This is a genomic window from Paracoccus sp. R12_2, from assembly GCF_017744015.1.
Lineage (GTDB): Bacteria > Pseudomonadota > Alphaproteobacteria > Rhodobacterales > Rhodobacteraceae > Paracoccus.
This window is the reverse complement of sequence record NZ_JAGHRA010000029.1, coordinates 1-18,240: the sequence shown is the minus strand read 5'-3', so window position 1 is coordinate 18,240 and position 18,240 is coordinate 1. Positions and strand designations below refer to the sequence as shown.

Genomic DNA, 18,240 nt, shown 5'->3' with positions numbered 1-18,240 from the left:
TCCATCTGGCGCAGCACACCCATGATCTGGGCTTCTGTGTATCGTGTCTTCTTCATCGGAATCTCCTCAGTCATCCTGCCGAGAAAATTCTACTTCCGCATCCCGTTAAGATCGGGGGGGATTACCCGAGGATATGGCAGAATTCGAAAAGTTCGCCCTTTATCGATTTGTTGGTACCTTCTGTCCCCGAGAAGATGCCGGTGCGGACCTTGCCGTCCTTTGCATCGTCCAGATCCCAGGCCTTGCAGACTGGCGTGCCGGCGATCAGGCGGTCGCTTGCGACCTGGACGTTACGGGGCTCGAAGTCCGGTGATTTAACAACGGGAACGATAAGAGTCATGGATCGGCCTCTGTCATGATTTGGGCCTTCATTTTACCAGACCGGTACCGCTCGACAGCGGTGAATATTGCAGCGGCTCCGCAACCTATGCCGATTTCTCGGGTCCATACAGAATTTGATGCGCCGCCCCCGGAGAACTCTGAGAGGCGCTGCGCGACATCTTAGCCATGTTTTGAAAGGCTGTTTCGGCGCAGACAGGAAGCGCCCCGGATGTCCGAGTTATGACCTGCTATTCATCGAAAAAGCCAGTTGCGGCAGGCGACGGGCGGTACATCGCGCTTCAAGCCGGGGCGCTACTGTCCTGCGCGGCTGACGAGTTGGACAGCAACAGCAACTAGCTTACGGGCCAAGTCCGCAACGTCTTATTTCAGGGCGAGAGCCTGAAGGTCAAAGTGGTTCTGGCAGATCGTACGGGGATCAGTTTCCGCGTCCCGAGCCATCACTACAGCAAGACAGTGCTGACTATGATGGCGAGAACCTGGCATTGCGTCAGAACAAAACGGACAAGCCACTTAAGCTGCCCTGCACGTCTCAGCTCAAGGCGGCACTTGACGAGGCTGGGCGCGCGCTGAGCGTCGCTCCGCATCCAACCAGGCGCATTCTTACGGAGCGCAAAGGCGATCCCCTTAGGTATTCAGGCCTCGCTCAGATCATGCGGAAGGAGCGGAAGCGTCTAGGGCTCGAGCGATTCGACCAGCACGCCATGCGATATCGTGGAGTCATGGAACTCGCTTGGGCCGGCTGTGACGATGACGAGATCGCCTCCTACAGCGGTCATTCATCCAAAGCGATGATCATCAATCATGCCGGGGAGGCCCGGCAAATCATGAGAGCAAAACAAGCATGGAAGAGACGCCAATGAACAGAACGGGCACAGAACGTGAAACTGATAACCGGCGTGATAACGCGCCGATTGTGCGCTTGACGGCGCGCGTCACAAACCCTATCAGGGCCGCGCTGCAGGGGTATAGCTCAGTTGGTAGAGCATCGGTCTCCAAAACCGAGGGTCGTGGGTTCGAGTCCCCCTGCCCCTGCCAGACCTTCATACATATTTCGAATTGCCAGGCGATACTGATCGGCAGGGTCGTTCGGCGGCAGTCGTTTCGGTTGTGTTAACGCGGCGTGCGTTGTCGGTGTACGCGCTATGCATGTCGTGTGTCTGGCGGGTGCTTTGCCTGTGCGGGCTTGAATCGCCGCGCGTCGGCAGTTAAATGCCCAACTGAATTTCCGCGAGGAGCCGCAAGTGGCCACCAATCCTGTCCAGTTCATCAACCAGGTCCGCGCCGAGGCCGCCAAGATCACCTGGCCCACCCGCCGCGAGGTCATCACGACCACGATCATGGTCTTCATCATGGCCGCGCTGACCAGTATTTTCTTCTTTCTGGTCGATCTGGTGATCCGTTTCGGCCTGACCGAAGGGTTGAAGTTCATCAGCGGCTGATCCGGGCTTGCAATTCCGGGCGCGTGGCGGTATTTGCCCACGACTGTCCGGTTGACGGCGTGCATCGAATCCGCGTGCGCGCCGATTTCAATTTTGCCGGGCGCATTTGAATTCAAGGGGTTGCCCGCACGCGCAGGTGATTCCCGAAAGACGAACAGGGGTCGATCGAGACATGGCAAAGCGTTGGTATTCGGTCAGCGTCCTGTCGAACTTCGAGAAGAAGGTCGCCGAGGCGATTCGTCAGGCGGCATCCGAGAAGGGCCTTGAAGAGCAGATCGACGAGGTGCTGGTCCCGACCGAGGAGGTCATCGAGATCCGCCGCGGCAAGAAGGTGACGTCCGAGCGTCGTTTCATGCCCGGCTATGTCCTGGTCCACATGGACATGTCGGATCGGACCTATCATCTGGTGAACTCGATCAATCGGGTCACCGGCTTTCTCGGCTCGCAGGGCAAGCCCATGCCCATGCGTGACGAAGAGGTGAACACCATCCTTCACCGCACCGGCGAAGGCGACGAGGCTGCACCGCGCAACCTGATCCGCTTCGACGTGGGCGAGAAGGTGAATGTGACCGACGGACCCTTCGAGGGCTTTTCGGGCATGGTGGAAGAGGTTGACGAAGCGGCGTCGCGGATCAAGGTCACCGTTTCGATCTTCGGCCGGCCGACACCGGTCGAACTGGAATTCACGCAGGTCGCCAAGACCGCGTGATTGGTTGCGGGAGGCGCCGGTCCCTTCGGGGATGCGGGCCGTACCGCTAAGTCGGCCCCGCAAGTCCGGTCAAGGGCAGGGGCGTGATGATAAGGAGAAGGCCACATGGCCAAGAAAGTCGTCGGGCAGCTGAAGCTGCAGATCAAGGCGGGTCAGGCGAACCCGTCGCCCCCCGTTGGCCCCGCACTGGGTCAGCGCGGGATAAACATCATGGAATTCTGCAAGGCGTTCAACGCCAAGACGCAGGAAATGGAGCAGGGTTCGCCCGTTCCGGTCGTGATCACCTACTACGCCGACAAGTCGTTCACCTTCGAGACGAAGACGCCGCCGGCGTCCTTTCTGCTGAAGAAAGCAGCCGGCCTGAAGCCGGTGGGCAAGCGCAACCGCGCCAAGGGTTCGGAAAAGCCCGGTCGCGCGACCGCTGGCTATGTGACCGTCAAGCAGGTGCGCGAGATCGCCGAGTCGAAGATGACGGATCTTTCCGCCAATGACGTCGATCAGGCGATGAAGATCATTCTGGGTTCGGCCCGTTCGATCGGTATCGAGGTGAAAGGCTAAGCCATGGCGAAGATTGCGAAGAAAAAAGCCGCGGCCCGGGCCGCCTTCGAAGGCAAGACCAACGTCAGCGTCGAGGATGCCGTCAAGCTGGTCAAGGGCTCGGCCTCGGCCAAGTTCGACGAAACCATCGAGATCGCGCTGAACCTTGGCGTCGATCCGCGTCACGCTGACCAGATGGTCCGCGGCGTCGTGACGCTGCCTGCCGGCACCGGCAAGGATGTCCGCGTGGCCGTGTTCGCCCGTGGTCCCAAGGCTGACGAAGCCAAGGCAGCGGGTGCGGACATCGTCGGCGCCGAGGACCTGATGGAAACGATCCAGTCGGGCAAGATCGAGTTCGACCGTTGCATCGCGACGCCGGACATGATGCCGCTGGTCGGCCGTCTGGGCAAGATCCTGGGTCCGCGCAACCTGATGCCGAACCCCAAGGTCGGCACGGTGACGATGGATGTCGCGACTGCCGTCAAGGCCGCCAAGGGCGGCGAGGTTCAGTTCAAGGCCGAGAAGGCGGGCGTTGTCCATGCCGGTATCGGCAAGGTCAGCTTCGACGAAGACAAGCTGGCCCAGAACCTGCGTGCCTTCGTGGACGCGGTGCAGAAGGCCAAGCCCTCGGGCGCGAAAGGGACCTACATGAAAAAGGTCTCGATCAGCTCGACCATGGGGCCGGGCGTGTCGGTGGACGTCGTTTCGGCGACCGCCAACTAAGGAATTTCCCGGCCTGCAAGCCGGGAATGACGGGGCTGCCGAAACGCCGCCCCGTCCTGTCCGAGACGGAGGGTGCGGCGGTCCGCAAGGGCCAAGGCTTAATGTCCTTCCTGAGATGGGAACAAGCATTTTTCCGAAGGTTGAACCTTCGGGCGATCTTGTCCCTCACGGACCCGATCCGGTCCCTCGGGGCCGGAACAAAGTGAGAGCCGGGGGGAAACCCCCATATTGGAGTGAAACCGTGGATAGAGCACAAAAAGAACAGGTGGTCGATGAACTCGGCCAGATCTTTGAAAGCTCTGGCGTCGTGGTGGTTGCCCACTACGAGGGAATGACGGTTGCGCAAATGCAGAACCTGCGAGCGAAGATGCGCGAAGCAGGTGGTGCGGTGCGTGTTGCCAAGAACAAGCTCGCCAAGATCGCCCTGGAAGGTAAGCCTTGCGCAAGCATCGCCGACTATCTGACGGGCATGACCGTGTTGTCCTTCTCGGAAGACCCCGTGGCTGCGGCCAAGGTCTGCCAGGAATACGCCAAGGGGAACGAGAAATTCGTGATCCTGGGCGGTGCCATGGGCGACTCGGCGCTGGATCCGGCCGGTGTGAAAGCCGTGGCCGCCATGCCGTCGCGTGACGAGCTTATTGCTTCGATCGTGTCCTGCATCGGCGCCCCTGCTTCCAACATCGCCGGTGCGATCGGCGCGCCTGCAAGCAACATCGCGGGCATCCTCAGCACTCTGGAAGAGCGCGAGGCTGCTTGACGCAACCCTTTCCCGACTGGTGGTTGAATACCCGACGTTGGAACACTAACTGGAAAGAACGGAAAAATGGCTGATCTGAAGAAACTCGCCGAAGAAATCGTGGGCCTGACCCTGCTGGAAGCCCAAGAACTGAAAACCATCCTGAAAGACGAATACGGCATCGAGCCGGCTGCCGGTGGCGCCGTCATGATGGCCGGTCCGGCTGCTGGCGCTGAAGAAGCTGCCGAAGAGAAGACCGAATTCGACGTCGTTCTGGTCGAAGCCGGTGCCAGCAAGATCAACGTGATCAAAGAAGTGCGCGGCATCACCGGTCTGGGCCTGAAAGAAGCCAAGGACCTGGTCGAAGCCGGTGGCAAGGTCAAGGAAGGCGCCAACAAGGACGAAGCCGAAGAAATCAAGAAGAAGCTCGAAGCGGCTGGCGCCAAGGTCGAGCTGAAGTAATCGGCTTTCTTGCTGGATGAATGTGGCAGGGTCCGGGCTTTCCCGGTCCCTGCCGAACCTGTCTTGAAGGGCGGTTTGGGCGATCCGTCGCAGACCTTCCTTCAGGGCATGTTCGAGGTTCGGGAGCCACGCGGTGGGACGCGCGGCACGAATGGAACCTCACCCCTGCATTCGTAGGCCGCATCCGGGGGCCCCGACCCGGATCGCGCGCGAAGACGAAAGGTGACAAGACCCCATGGCGCAATCCTATGTCGGCCAGAAGCGTATCCGGCGCTATTACGGCAATATTCGCGAAGTGCTGGAGATGCCGAACCTCATCGAGGTTCAGAAATCCTCTTACGATCTGTTCCTGAACTCGGGCGAAGGCACCGGCCATAACGATGGCGACGGCATTCAGGGCGTGTTTCAGTCGGTCTTTCCGATCAAGGATTTCAACGAGACCGCGACGCTGGAATTCGTCAAGTACGACCTGGAGCGCCCGAAATACGATGTCGAGGAATGTCAGCAGCGCGACATGACCTATGCGGCACCTTTGAAGGTGACGCTGCGTCTGATCGTGTTCGATGTCGATGAAAACACCGGCGCGAAATCGGTCAAGGACATCAAGGAACAGGATGTCTTCATGGGCGACATGCCCCTGATGACCACCAACGGCACGTTCATCGTGAACGGGACCGAACGCGTCGTCGTTTCCCAGATGCACCGTTCGCCCGGCGTGTTCTTCGACCATGACCGGGGCAAGACCCATTCCTCGGGCAAGCTGTTGTTCGCCTGCCGGATCATCCCCTATCGCGGCAGCTGGCTGGACTTCGAATTCGACGCCAAGGATCTGGTCTTCGCGCGCATCGACCGCCGCCGGAAACTGCCGGTGACGACCCTGCTGTATGCGCTTGGCATGGATCAGGAAGGTATCATGGATGCCTTCTACGAGACCGTCGATTACACGCTGCGCAAGGACGGCCGCAGTCAGGGCTGGGTGACGCGCTTCTTCCCCGAGCGGGTTCGGGGCACGCGCCCGGCCTATGATCTTGTGAATGCCGATACCGGCGAGGTGATCACCAAAGCGGGCGACAAGGTAACGCCGCGCCTGGTCAAGCAGTTGCTGGATTCGGGCGAGCAGGTCAGCCTGCTGGTTCCGTTCGAGCGCATCATCGGCCGCTTTGTCTCCAAGGATATCATCAACGAGGAAACCGGACTGATCTACGCCGAGGCCGGCGATGAGATCACCGCGGAATACGACAAGCAGGGCGATCTGTCGGGCGGCCTTCTGAAGGTGCTGCTGGACAACGATGTGACCGATATTCCGGTTCTGGACATCGATCACATCAATGTCGGTCCGTATATCCGCAACACGATGGCGGCGGACAAGAACATGAACCGCGATCAGGCGCTGATGGACATCTATCGCGTCATGCGCCCCGGCGAGCCGCCCACCGTCGAGGCTGCCAGCACGCTGTTCAACAGCCTGTTCTTCGACAGCGAGCGGTATGACCTGTCCGCGGTCGGTCGGGTGAAGATGAACATGCGGCTGAACCTTGACGCACCGGACACCCAGCGCACCCTGCGCCACGAAGATATCGTGGCCTGCGTGCGCGGACTGGTGGAACTGCGCGACGGCAAGGGCGAGATCGACGACATCGACCACCTCGGCAACCGTCGTGTGCGTTCGGTCGGCGAACTGATGGAAAACCAGTACCGCATCGGTCTGCTGCGCATGGAGCGCGCGATCCGCGAGCGCATGTCGGGTGTCGAGATCGACACGGTGATGCCGCAGGACCTGATCAACGCGAAACCCGCAGCGGCAGCGGTGCGTGAGTTCTTCGGCAGCAGCCAGCTGTCGCAGTTCATGGACCAGACCAACCCGCTGTCCGAAGTGACGCACAAGCGGCGCCTGTCGGCCCTTGGGCCGGGCGGTCTGACGCGCGAACGCGCAGGCTTCGAGGTTCGCGACGTCCACCCGACCCACTATGGCCGTATGTGTCCCATCGAGACGCCGGAAGGTCAGAACATCGGTCTGATCAACAGCCTCGCGACCTTCGCGCGGGTGAACAAGTACGGCTTCATCGAGACGCCGTATCGCAAGGTCGAAAGCGGCCGTGTCACCGACGACGTGGTCTACATGTCCGCGACCGAGGAAATGCGTCACACCGTGGCGCAGGCGAACGCGACGCTGGATGCGGACGGCAACTTCGTGGACGAACTGATTTCGACCCGCCAGTCGGGCGACTTCATGCTGAACCCGGTCGATGCCGTCGATCTGATCGACGTTTCGCCCAAGCAGCTGGTTTCGGTCGCCGCGGCGCTGATCCCGTTCCTTGAAAACGACGACGCCAACCGCGCGCTGATGGGTTCGAACATGCAGCGTCAGGCCGTGCCGCTGCTGCGCGCCGAGGCGCCCTTCGTCGGCACCGGCATGGAGGCCGTCGTGGCACGCGATTCCGGCGCCGCGATCACCGCGCGTCGGGGCGGCGTCATCGACCAGGTCGATGCGCAGCGTATCGTCGTACGCGCCACCGAGAACCTCGAGGCCGGCGACGCGGGCGTGGACATCTATCGTCTGCGCAAGTTCAAGCGCTCGAACCAGTCCTCGACCATCAACCAGCGTCCGCTGGTCAAGGTGGGCGAGAAGGTCGAAGGCGGTCAGGTCATCGCGGACGGTCCGTCGACCGATCAGGGCGAACTGGCCATCGGCCGGAACGTGGTCGTCGCGTTCATGCCGTGGAACGGCTACAACTACGAAGACTCGATCCTGATCTCCGAACGGATCCACCGCGACGATGTGTTCACCTCGATCCATATCGACGAATACGAAGTGGCGGCCCGCGACACCAAGCTGGGACCCGAGGAAATCACCCGCGACATCCCGAACGTCGGTGAAGAGGCGCTGCGCAACCTCGACGAGGCAGGCATCGTTTATATCGGCGCCGAGGTCGGACCGGGTGATATCCTGGTCGGCAAGATCACCCCCAAGGGCGAAAGCCCGATGACGCCTGAAGAAAAACTTCTGCGCGCCATCTTCGGTGAAAAGGCCAGCGACGTGCGCGATACGTCCCTGCGGCTGCCGCCGGGGGCTTATGGCACGATCGTCGAAGTTCGGGTGTTCAACCGGCACGGTGTGGACAAGGACGAACGCGCCCTGCAGATCGAGCGCGAGGAAGTCGAGCGTCTGGCGCGCGACCGTGACGACGAACAGGCGATCCTGGACCGCAACATCTATGCGCGTCTGAAATCGCTGATCATGGGCAAGACTGCCGTCAAGGGACCGAAAGGTGTCAAGGCGAACTCCGAGATCACCGAGGATCTGCTGGGAACCCTCAGCCGCGGCCAGTGGTGGCAGCTTGCTGTCAGCGAAGAAGACATCGCCAAGGAAGTCGAGGCGCTGAACCATCAATATGACGCCCAGAAGAAGGCCCTTGAGGCCCGCTTCGAGGACAAGGTCGAGAAAGTCCGTCAGGGCGACGATCTGCCGCCGGGCGTGATGAAGATGGTCAAGGTCTTCGTCGCCGTGAAGCGCAAGCTGCAGGCGGGCGACAAGATGGCTGGTCGTCACGGCAACAAGGGCGTCGTGTCCAAGGTCGTGCCGATGGAGGACATGCCGTTCCTGGCGGACGGCACGCCGGTCGATCTGGTGCTGAACCCGCTTGGCGTGCCATCGCGGATGAACGTCGGCCAGATCCTTGAAACCCATATGGGCTGGGCATCGCGCGGCCTGGGCATCAAGATCGACGAGGCGCTGGAAGAATATCGCCGCAACGGCGACATGACCCCGGTGCGCGAGGCGATGAAGATCGGTTACGGCGATCAGCTGTATTCCGAGACCTTCGAGGGCATGGAGGACGACACTCTGGTCGAGCACGCGAACACCGTGCGCACCGGGGTTCCGATCGCCACGCCAGTCTTCGACGGCGCGAAAGAGGCCGATGTCAACGACGCGCTGGCGCGCGCTGGCTTCGACACGTCGGGCCAGTCGGTGGTGTTCGATGGCCGCACGGGCGAACAGTTCGCCCGTAAAGTCACCGTCGGGATGAAGTATGTCCTGAAGCTGCACCACCTTGTCGATGACAAGATGCACGCCCGTTCGACCGGTCCGTACAGCCTTGTGACCCAGCAGCCGTTGGGTGGTAAGGCGCAGTTCGGTGGTCAGCGTCTGGGTGAGATGGAGGTCTGGGCGCTGGAAGCCTATGGCGCCGCCTATACCCTGCAGGAAATGCTGACCGTCAAATCGGACGACGTCGCCGGCCGCACCAAGGTCTACGAGTCCATCGTCAAGGGCGAGGACAATTTCGAGGCCGGCGTGCCGGAATCGTTCAACGTGCTGGTCAAGGAGGTCCGGGGTCTGGGCCTCAACATGGAACTCCTGGATGCGGAGGAAGAGGAGTGAGGGCTGCGGCCCTCACCCGTCCCCACCCCCGTGCCCTTCATTAGGATTTGAAAATGAACCAGGAACTTGCCACCAACCCTCTGAACCCGCTGGCCCCGCCGCGGCAGTTCGACGAAATCAAGATCTCGTTGGCCTCGCCGGAAGAAATTCTGGCCTGGTCCTTCGGCGAGGTTAAGAAGCCCGAAACCATCAACTACCGCACGTTCAAGCCGGAACGTGACGGCCTGTTCTGCGCGCGCATCTTCGGTCCGATCAAGGACTACGAATGCCTGTGCGGCAAGTACAAGCGCATGAAGTATCGCGGCCTCGTCTGCGAGAAATGCGGCGTCGAGGTCACCTTGCAGAAGGTCCGCCGCGAGCGGATGGGCCATATCGAACTGGCCGCGCCGGTCGCGCATATCTGGTTCCTGAAGTCGCTGCCGTCCCGCATCGGCCTGATGCTGGACATGACGCTGCGCGATCTGGAACGCATCCTCTATTTCGAGAATTATGTTGTGATCGAGCCGGGTCTGACCGACCTGACCTATGGCCAGTTGCTGAGCGAAGAGGAATACCTTGACGCGCAGGACAGCTATGGCGCCGATGCCTTCACCGCCGATATCGGCGCCGAGGCGATCCGCGCGATGCTGGCCAATATCGACCTGGCGGCGACCGCGGAACAACTGCGCGAGGATCTGAAAGAGGCGACGGGCGAACTGAAGCCGAAGAAGATCATCAAGCGGCTGAAGATCGTCGAGTCGTTCCTGGAATCCGGCAACCGTCCGGAATGGATGGTCCTGACGGTGATCCCGGTCATTCCGCCGGAACTGCGTCCGCTGGTGCCGCTGGACGGCGGCCGGTTCGCGACGTCGGATCTGAACGACCTGTACCGCCGCGTGATCAACAGGAACAACCGTCTGAAGCGGCTGATCGAGCTGCGCGCGCCCGACATCATCGTGCGCAACGAAAAGCGCATGCTGCAGGAATCGGTCGATGCGCTGTTCGACAACGGCCGTCGCGGCCGCGTCATCACCGGCAACAACCGTCGCCCGCTGAAGTCGCTGTCAGACATGCTGAAGGGCAAGCAGGGCCGCTTCCGCCAGAACCTTCTGGGCAAGCGGGTCGACTTTTCGGGCCGTTCGGTCATCGTGACCGGCCCGGAACTGAAGCTGCACCAGTGCGGCCTGCCGAAGAAGATGGCCCTGGAGCTGTTCAAGCCGTTCATCTATTCACGGCTTGAGGCGAAGGGCCTGTCCAGCACGGTCAAGCAGGCCAAGAAGCTGGTCGAGAAGGAGCGCCCAGAGGTCTGGGACATCCTGGACGAGGTCATCCGCGAGCATCCGGTTCTGCTGAACCGCGCGCCCACGCTGCACCGTCTTGGCATCCAGGCGTTCGAACCGATCCTGATCGAGGGCAAGGCGATCCAGCTGCACCCGCTGGTCTGTTCGGCCTTCAACGCCGACTTCGACGGCGACCAGATGGCCGTGCACGTTCCGCTGTCGCTGGAAGCACAGCTGGAAGCGCGCGTCCTGATGATGTCGACGAACAACGTCCTGTCGCCCGCCAACGGCGCGCCGATCATCGTTCCGTCGCAGGACATGGTTCTGGGCCTGTATTATGTCTCGATGATGCGCGAGGGCATGAAGGGCGAGGGCATGGCCTTCTCGAATATCGAAGAGGTCGAACATGCCCTGGCCGCTGGCGAGGTGCATCTGCACGCCAAGATCATGGCGCGCATTCGCCAGATCGACGAGAACGGAAACGAGGTCATCCGCCGGTTTGAAACGACGCCGGGCCGTGTCCGCCTGGGCGCGCTGCTGCCGATGAATGCCAAGGCCCCGTTCGAACTGGTCAACCGCCTTCTGCGCAAGAAGGACATCCAGAACGTCATCGACACCGTCTATCGCTATTGCGGTCAGAAAGAGTCGGTCATCTTCTGCGACCAGATCATGTCGCTTGGCTTCCGCGAGGCGTTCCGCGCCGGCATCAGCTTCGGCAAGAACGACATGGTCGTTCCCGACAACAAGTGGGATATCGTCGGCGAAGTCCAGGAACAGGTGAAAGAGTTCGAACAGCAATATCTGGACGGCCTCATCACCCAGGGCGAAAAGTACAACAAGGTCGTGGACGCGTGGTCGAAATGCAACGACCGCGTGACCGAGGCCATGATGTCGACGATCTCGGCCACCAAGAAGGACGAGAACGGCGCCGAGATGGAGCCGAACAGCGTCTATATGATGGCGCATTCGGGTGCCCGGGGTTCGGTCAACCAGATGAAGCAGCTGGGTGGTATGCGCGGCCTGATGGCCAAGCCGTCGGGCGAGATCATCGAAACGCCGATCATCTCGAACTTCAAGGAAGGTCTGACCGTTCTTGAATACTTCAACTCGACCCACGGGGCCCGGAAGGGTCTGTCGGATACCGCGTTGAAGACCGCGAACTCGGGCTATCTGACCCGCCGTCTGGTGGACGTGGCGCAGGACTGCATCATCCGCGAACATGACTGCGGAACCGAGCAGGCCATCACCGCCTCGGCCGCCGTCAACGATGGTGAGGTCATCGCCCCGCTGTCCGAGCGTATCCTGGGACGCACCGCGGCCGAGGATGTCCTGGTCCCCGGCGAGGACGAGATCATCATTCGCGGTGGCGAGCTGATCGACGAACGCAAGGCCGATGTGATCGAACAGGCGGGCGTGCAAAGCGTCCGCATCCGTTCGGCGCTGACCTGCGAATCCGAGGATGGCGTCTGCGCGCTGTGCTATGGTCGCGATCTGGCACGCGGCACGCTGGTCAATATCGGCGAGGCGGTGGGTATCATCGCCGCCCAGTCGATCGGCGAGCCGGGCACCCAGCTGACGATGCGGACCTTCCACATCGGCGGCATCGCACAGGGTGGTCAGCAGTCCTTCCAGGCCGCCTCGCACGAGGGCACGGTCCAGTTCCGCAACGAAAGCGTGCTGGAAAATGCCAATGGCGAGATGGTGGTCATGTCGCGCAACATGCAGCTGATGATCATGGATGATCAGGGGCAGGAACGCGCCAGCCACAAGCTGTTCTACGGCAGCAAGCTGTTCGTGAAGGACGGGGACCGCGTCATCCGCGGTGCCAAGCTGTACGAATGGGATCCCTATACCCTGCCGATCATCGCCGAAAAGGGCGGCGTGGCGAAGTTCGTCGATCTTGCCACGGGCCTGTCGGTCCGCGACGAGACCGACGAAGCAACCGGCATGACCCAGAAGATCGTGACGGACTGGCGGTCGGCGCCCAAGGGCAACGACCTCAAGCCCGAGATCATCATCATGGATGCAAACGGCGAACCGGTGCGCAACGATCAGGGCAACCCGGTCAGCTATCCGATGTCGGTCGATGCCATTCTGTCGGTCGAGGACGGTCAGGACATCCGTCCGGGCGACGTCGTCGCGCGTATTCCGCGCGAAGGTGCCAAGACCAAGGACATCACCGGGGGTCTGCCCCGCGTGGCGGAACTGTTCGAGGCACGTCGTCCCAAGGATCACGCCATCATCGCCGAGATCGACGGTTATGTGCGCTTTGGCAAGGACTACAAGAACAAGCGTCGCATCGCCATCGAGCCGTCAGCGGAAGGTCAGGAACCCGTCGAATACATGGTGCCGAAAGGCAAGCACATCCCGGTGCAGGAAGGCGACTTCGTGCAGAAGGGTGACTACATCATGGACGGCAACCCGGCGCCGCATGACATCCTGCGGATCATGGGGATCGAGGCGCTGGCCGACTACCTCATCGACGAGGTTCAGGATGTCTATCGACTGCAGGGTGTGAAGATCAACGACAAGCACATCGAGGTGATCGTTCGCCAGATGCTGCAGAAGATCGAGATCATCGACAGCGGCGATACGACGCTGCTGAAGGGCGAGCATGTCGAACGCGACGAGTTCGAGGAAGAGAACGCCAAGATCGAAGCCAAGGGTGGCCGTCCGGCCTCGGGCGAGCCGGTGCTTCTGGGCATCACCAAGGCGTCGCTGCAGACCCGCAGCTTCATCTCGGCCGCCTCGTTCCAGGAAACGACGCGCGTGCTGACCGAGGCTGCCGTTCAGGGCAAGCGCGACAAGCTGGTTGGCCTGAAGGAAAACGTCATCGTCGGCCGGCTGATCCCGGCAGGCACCGGCGGGGCCACCGCGCGTGTTCGCCGCATCGCCAGCGAACGCGATGCCGAGGTGATCGAGGCGCGCCGCGCCGAGGCCGAGGCTGCCGCCGCGCTGGCGGCGCCGGAACCTGCGATGGATCAACCGGCATCCGAAAGCAGCGTCGCGGATGTGCACGAGCACAGCGAAGACTGAGATCGCTGACATGAATTGAGAAAGGCCCGGCCATATCGGCCGGGCCTTTCTTGTCTGAAATCCCCGGGCCAGCATGTCATGGCCGTGGCGGGACGCGTTGCCCATCGGACGGGCAAGGGGCTTTCAAGTCACCGCGTCAGGCCCTATCGCAGGACTGTCCGGTAATCTCACGGTATTTCATGCGCGCGCCCTTGATATCGCCCTTTCGCCGGGTCAGCCCGGCCTCGATCACCACCCAGCCGCTTCAGCCGGGCGACAATCTGCGCGGCGCGGTGCTGATGTGCCTGTCCATGCTGGGATATGGCTGCAACGACGCGGTGATGAAATACGTGACACAGACGATGCCGCTGTATCAGGCCATCGCGCTGCGAGGCGTCGTGATGGTGGTGGTGCTGTGGTTTCTGGCACGGCGCGAGGGCGGGTTGCAGTTGCGACTGGCGCGCGGCGATCGCTGGCCGATGTTCTGGCGTGTGCTGGGCGAGGTCGGCTCGACGGTCCTGTTCCTGAATGCCCTGCGTGCCATGGCAATCGCCGACCTTGCGGCGGTGATGCAGTCGCTGCCCCTGGCGATCATGCTGGCCGCGGCGGTGTTCTTTGGCGAGCCGTTGGGCTGGCGCCGCACCTCGGCGGTGGTGGTCGGCATGATCGGGGTGATGCTGATCCTTCGCCCGGGCAGCGGGACGTTCGGCATCTGGGCCCTTGTGGCGTTGGCCGCGATGCTGCTGATGGTCCTGCGCGACATGGTCACGCGACTGTTCGGTCGGCATGTCGGATCGGCCTCGATCGCGTTCTATGCGGCGATCAGTGTCGCGGTCACCGGCTTCGTCGGGGCGATCTGGGATGGCTGGGTTGCGCCGGATGTGCGGCAGCTTGCGCTGCTGGTGCTCAGCGGTGCTTTCCTGACGCTGGGATACCTGACGGCGGTCGCGGCCATGCGCGTGGGCGAGATTTCCTATGTCGCGCCTTTCCGCTATACCTCGCTGCTGGTTGCGATCATTGCCGGGCTGCTGATCTTCGGGGAATGGCCAGATTCCTGGACATGGATCGGCGCGACCCTGATCGTCGGGGCAGGGGGATACACCATCTGGCGCGAAGCGCGGTTGCAGCGGTCCTGACGCCGGGGCCATGTGGCGTCTCGATGAACCGACCAGGGCGACACCGGCATTCGCGGGTTGTGTTGACACCCTATCCGATTCCCCCTATACGCCCGACACCCGGCGGGAAACCGCATCGGGGACCAGAACCTGTGTGGTCACGATCCGGGCCGAAAATGCCCCGATCCTCTGGAATTTGACCATCCACCCCTTTCGGGGCCGGATGGGTTTGGCGTTTTGCGATTCGCGCAGAATGCCGTCGAGAAGTGGCGCAGCCGGTCGGCTGCGAGTATTGACAGAGCAAGACGGGGAACCGAATGCCGACGATTCAACAGCTGATCCGCAAACCGCGGCAGCCCAGGGTGCAGCGCAGCAAGTCGATGCACCTTCAGGGATGTCCGCAGAAGCGCGGCGTCTGCACGCGCGTCTATACCACGACGCCGAAGAAACCGAACTCTGCTATGCGTAAGGTGGCCAAGGTCCGCCTGACGAATGGCTTCGAGGTCATCTCCTACATTCCGGGCGAAAAGCACAACCTGCAGGAACACAGCGTCGTGCTGATCCGCGGCGGCCGTGTGAAAGACCTTCCGGGTGTCCGTTACCACATCCTGCGCGGTGTGCTGGATACTCAGGGCGTCAAGGATCGTCGTCAGCGTCGTTCGAAATACGGCGCCAAGCGTCCGAAATAAGGAGAGGCATCAATGTCCCGTCGTCACGCCGCTGAAAAGCGCGAAATCCTGCCCGACGCCAAATATGGCGATCGCGTGCTGACCAAATTCATGAACAACCTGATGGTTGACGGCAAGAAATCGACCGCCGAGCGGATCGTCTACAACGCGCTGGAGCGCGTCGAAGGCCGACTCAAGCGCGAACCGATCGAAGTCTTCCACGAAGCCCTGGACAACGTGAAGCCTTCCGTCGAAGTGCGTTCGCGCCGCGTCGGTGGTGCCACCTACCAGGTTCCCGTCGAGGTCCGCCCCGTCCGCCGCGAGGCTCTGGCGATCCGCTGGCTGATCACGGCCGCGAAGAACCGCAACGAGAACACGATGGAAGAGCGCCTTGCAGGCGAGCTGGCCGACGCCGTCAACGGCCGCGGCACCGCCGTGAAGAAGCGCGAAGACACCCACAAGATGGCCGACGCCAACAAGGCGTTCAGCCACTACCGCTGGTAAAGCGAAAGGATCCCGACCATGGCACGCGATTATCCGCTGCAGCGTTATCGCAACTTCGGCATCATGGCCCACATTGATGCCGGCAAGACGACGACGACCGAGCGCATCCTTTTCTACACGGGCAAGTCGCACAAGATCGGCGAAGTGCATGACGGCGCCGCGACCATGGACTGGATGGAACAGGAACAGGAACGCGGCATCACGATCACGTCTGCCGCGACCACCACGTTCTGGCAGCGCCAGGAAGATCCGACTGCCGACGGCACGTCGGACACCAAGTACCGTTTCAACATCATCGACACGCCGGGCCACGTCGACTTCACCATCGAGGTGGAACGTTCGCTGGCCGTTCTGGACGGTGCGATCTGCCTTCTGGACGCCAATGCCGGCGTCGAGCCGCAGACCGAAACGGTCTGGCGTCAGGCCGACCGTTACAAGGTTCCGCGGATCGTGTTCGTCAATAAGATGGACAAGATCGGCGCCGACTTCTTCAACTGCGTCAAGATGATCAAGGACCGCACCGGCGGCACCCCGTGCCCGATCGCCCTGCCGATCGGCGCGGAAGACAAGCTGGAAGGCATCATCGACCTGATTAAGATGGAAGAGTGGACCTGGCGCGGCGAGGATCTGGGTGCGTCCTGGACCCGCCAGCCGATCCGTGACGAACTGAAGGATCAGGCCGAGGAATGGCGCAACAACATGATCGAGCTTGCCGTCGAGCAGGACGATGATGCGATGGAAGCCTATCTGGAAGGCAACGAGCCTGACGAAGACACGCTTCGCCAGCTGATCCGCAAGGGCACGCTGTCGCTGTCGTTCTTCCCGGTGGCTGCCGGTTCGGCGTTCAAGAACAAGGGCGTCCAGCCGCTGCTGAACGCGGTCATCGACTTCCTGCCCGCGCCGATCGACGTGCCGGTGCTGAAGGGCTTCAGCCCCGATGACGAGACCGAAGAGCGCAACATCGAGCGTCCTGCCGACGATTCCGCGCCGTTCTCGGCGCTGGCGTTCAAGATCATGAACGACCCGTTCGTCGGTTCGCTGACCTTCACCCGGATCTATTCGGGCGTGCTGAAGAAGGGCGACTCGATCATCAACTCGACCAAGGGCAAGCGCGAGCGTATTGGCCGGATGATGATGATGCACTCGATCAGCCGCGAAGAGATCGACGAGGCATTCGCTGGCGACATCATCGCGCTGGCCGGTCTGAAAGAGACCACCACCGGTGATACGCTGTGCGATGCCAGCAAGCAGGTCGTCCTGGAAACCATGACCTTCCCCGATCCGGTCATCGAGATCGCGGTCGAGCCGAAGTCGAAGGCCGATCAGGAAAAGATGGGTCTGGCCCTGCAGCGTCTGGCGGCAGAGGATCCGTCCTTCCGCGTCGAGACCGATCTGGAATCGGGTCAGACGATCATGAAGGGCATGGGCGAACTTCACCTCGACATCCTGGTCGACCGCATGAAGCGCGAGTTCAAGGTCGAGGCGAATATCGGCGCCCCTCAGGTGGCCTATCGCGAGACCATCTCGTCGGAAGCCGAGATCGACTACACGCACAAGAAACAGACCGGCGGTACCGGCCAGTTCGCGCGCGTCAAGCTGGTCATCACCCCGACCGAGCCGGGCGAGGGTTACTCGTTCGAAAGCAAGATCGTGGGCGGCGCGGTGCCGAAGGAATATATTCCTGGCGTCGAGAAGGGCATCAAGTCGGTCATGGATTCCGGTCCGCTGGCAGGCTTCCCCGTGATCGACTTCAAGGTCGCGCTGATCGACGGTGCCTTCCACGATGTCGACTCGTCGGTCCTGGCCTTCGAGATCGCTTCGCGCGCGGCAATGCGTGAAGGTCTGCGCAAGGCCGGCGCCAAGCTGCTGGAGCCGATCATGAAGGTCGAGGTGGTCACGCCCGAGGAATACACGGGTTCGATCATCGGCGATCTGACCAGCCGTCGCGGGATGGTTCGCGGGCAGGACAGCCGCGGCAACGCGAATGTCATCGACTCGTTCGTTCCGCTGGCCAACATGTTCGGCTACATCAACAACCTGCGTTCCATGTCGTCGGGCCGCGCGGTGTTCACGATGCAGTTCTCGCATTACGAGGCTGTGCCGCAGAACATCTCGGACGAGATCCAGAAGAAATACGCATAAGGGCGGTGCGCGGTCCGCGCACCCTACCAACCCCCGTAGGGTGCGTGCCTGCACGCACCGTCAGAAGAAGAGGAGCCAGCTATGGCAAAGGCAAAGTTTGAACGGACGAAACCGCACGTCAATATCGGGACGATCGGTCACGTTGACCACGGCAAGACGACGCTGACGGCGGCGATCACGAAGTATTTCGGTGATTTCCGTGCCTATG

15 protein-coding genes and 1 tRNA gene are annotated in these 18,240 nt (G+C 61.7%); 15 read left to right on the top strand and 1 reads right to left on the bottom strand.

Annotated features, from left to right (window positions below; all coding sequences use genetic code 11):
• Nucleotides 1–121: 121 nt before the first annotated feature.
• Entirely contained in the window at nt 122–340 is a 219-nt protein-coding gene (locus tag J7359_RS19435) for a hypothetical protein (RefSeq protein ID WP_209059712.1), read from the bottom strand.
• Nucleotides 341–704: 364 nt separating this feature from the next.
• Here J7359_RS19435 and J7359_RS19430 point away from each other — a divergent pair, with 364 nt between their 5' ends.
• The 15 genes from J7359_RS19430 to J7359_RS19360 form a co-directional block, all read left to right on the top strand.
• Nucleotides 705–1,202, top strand: coding sequence for a tyrosine-type recombinase/integrase (locus tag J7359_RS19430; protein ID WP_209059714.1), 498 nt, complete (start codon nt 705–707; stop codon nt 1,200–1,202).
• 99 nt (nt 1,203–1,301) lie between these two features.
• Nucleotides 1,302–1,377, top strand: a tRNA-Trp gene (locus J7359_RS19425).
• 206 nt (nt 1,378–1,583) lie between these two features.
• Nucleotides 1,584–1,781, top strand: coding sequence for a preprotein translocase subunit SecE (gene secE / locus J7359_RS19420; RefSeq protein WP_209059710.1), 198 nt, complete (start codon nt 1,584–1,586; stop codon nt 1,779–1,781).
• A 172-nt stretch (nt 1,782–1,953) separates the two neighbouring features.
• Nucleotides 1,954–2,490 (top strand): transcription termination/antitermination protein NusG, encoded by a 537-nt coding sequence (gene nusG / locus J7359_RS19415; protein ID WP_209059708.1) that lies wholly within the window; start codon nt 1,954–1,956, stop codon nt 2,488–2,490.
• 105 nt (nt 2,491–2,595) lie between these two features.
• Entirely contained in the window at nt 2,596–3,048 is a 453-nt protein-coding gene (gene rplK / locus J7359_RS19410; RefSeq protein ID WP_209059707.1) for a 50S ribosomal protein L11, read from the top strand.
• A 3-nt stretch (nt 3,049–3,051) separates the two neighbouring features.
• Nucleotides 3,052–3,750 carry a 50S ribosomal protein L1 gene (rplA, locus tag J7359_RS19405; RefSeq protein WP_209059705.1) on the top strand — a complete coding sequence of 233 codons (699 nt, stop codon included), beginning with the start codon at nt 3,052–3,054 and terminating at the stop codon, nt 3,748–3,750.
• Nucleotides 3,751–3,991: 241 nt separating this feature from the next.
• Nucleotides 3,992–4,507, top strand: coding sequence for a 50S ribosomal protein L10 (gene rplJ, locus J7359_RS19400; protein ID WP_209059701.1), 516 nt, complete (start codon nt 3,992–3,994; stop codon nt 4,505–4,507).
• Nucleotides 4,508–4,573: 66 nt separating this feature from the next.
• A complete protein-coding gene (gene rplL, locus J7359_RS19395) occupies nt 4,574–4,948 on the top strand; it encodes a 50S ribosomal protein L7/L12 (RefSeq protein ID WP_209059686.1) in 375 nt (124 codons plus the stop codon).
• A 235-nt stretch (nt 4,949–5,183) separates the two neighbouring features.
• A complete protein-coding gene (gene rpoB / locus J7359_RS19390; protein ID WP_209059682.1) occupies nt 5,184–9,329 on the top strand; it encodes a DNA-directed RNA polymerase subunit beta in 4,146 nt (1,381 codons plus the stop codon).
• Nucleotides 9,330–9,382: 53 nt separating this feature from the next.
• Nucleotides 9,383–13,624 carry a DNA-directed RNA polymerase subunit beta' gene (rpoC, locus tag J7359_RS19385; RefSeq protein WP_209059679.1) on the top strand — a complete coding sequence of 1,414 codons (4,242 nt, stop codon included), beginning with the start codon at nt 9,383–9,385 and terminating at the stop codon, nt 13,622–13,624.
• Between the two features lie 179 nt (nt 13,625–13,803).
• Complete coding sequence (locus J7359_RS19380) at nt 13,804–14,739, top strand: DMT family transporter (RefSeq protein ID WP_209059676.1); 936 nt, start codon at nt 13,804–13,806, stop codon at nt 14,737–14,739.
• 296 nt (nt 14,740–15,035) lie between these two features.
• Nucleotides 15,036–15,407: a 30S ribosomal protein S12 gene (gene rpsL, locus J7359_RS19375; protein ID WP_042252808.1), complete on the top strand. Its 372-nt coding sequence runs from the start codon at nt 15,036–15,038 to the stop codon at nt 15,405–15,407.
• A 12-nt stretch (nt 15,408–15,419) separates the two neighbouring features.
• Nucleotides 15,420–15,890 carry a 30S ribosomal protein S7 gene (gene rpsG / locus J7359_RS19370; protein ID WP_209059673.1) on the top strand — a complete coding sequence of 157 codons (471 nt, stop codon included), beginning with the start codon at nt 15,420–15,422 and terminating at the stop codon, nt 15,888–15,890.
• Nucleotides 15,891–15,908: 18 nt separating this feature from the next.
• Nucleotides 15,909–18,032 (top strand): elongation factor G, encoded by a 2,124-nt coding sequence (gene fusA / locus J7359_RS19365; protein WP_209059671.1) that lies wholly within the window; start codon nt 15,909–15,911, stop codon nt 18,030–18,032.
• Nucleotides 18,033–18,113: 81 nt separating this feature from the next.
• On the top strand, nt 18,114–18,240 hold a 127-nt coding region (locus J7359_RS19360; RefSeq protein WP_233252549.1), incomplete at its 3' end, for a GTP-binding protein.

Coding starts and splice junctions, on each gene's coding strand:
- J7359_RS19435 (WP_209059712.1), bottom strand. CDS start 340: ATGACTCTTATCGTTCCCGTTGTTAAATCACCGGACTTCGAGCCCCGT.
- nusG (WP_209059708.1), top strand. CDS start 1,954: ATGGCAAAGCGTTGGTATTCGGTCAGCGTCCTGTCGAACTTCGAGAAG.
- rplK (WP_209059707.1), top strand. CDS start 2,596: ATGGCCAAGAAAGTCGTCGGGCAGCTGAAGCTGCAGATCAAGGCGGGT.
- rplA (WP_209059705.1), top strand. CDS start 3,052: ATGGCGAAGATTGCGAAGAAAAAAGCCGCGGCCCGGGCCGCCTTCGAA.
- rplL (WP_209059686.1), top strand. CDS start 4,574: ATGGCTGATCTGAAGAAACTCGCCGAAGAAATCGTGGGCCTGACCCTG.
- rpoB (WP_209059682.1), top strand. CDS start 5,184: ATGGCGCAATCCTATGTCGGCCAGAAGCGTATCCGGCGCTATTACGGC.
- rpoC (WP_209059679.1), top strand. CDS start 9,383: ATGAACCAGGAACTTGCCACCAACCCTCTGAACCCGCTGGCCCCGCCG.
- J7359_RS19380 (WP_209059676.1), top strand. CDS start 13,804: ATGCGCGCGCCCTTGATATCGCCCTTTCGCCGGGTCAGCCCGGCCTCG.
- rpsL (WP_042252808.1), top strand. CDS start 15,036: ATGCCGACGATTCAACAGCTGATCCGCAAACCGCGGCAGCCCAGGGTG.
- rpsG (WP_209059673.1), top strand. CDS start 15,420: ATGTCCCGTCGTCACGCCGCTGAAAAGCGCGAAATCCTGCCCGACGCC.
- fusA (WP_209059671.1), top strand. CDS start 15,909: ATGGCACGCGATTATCCGCTGCAGCGTTATCGCAACTTCGGCATCATG.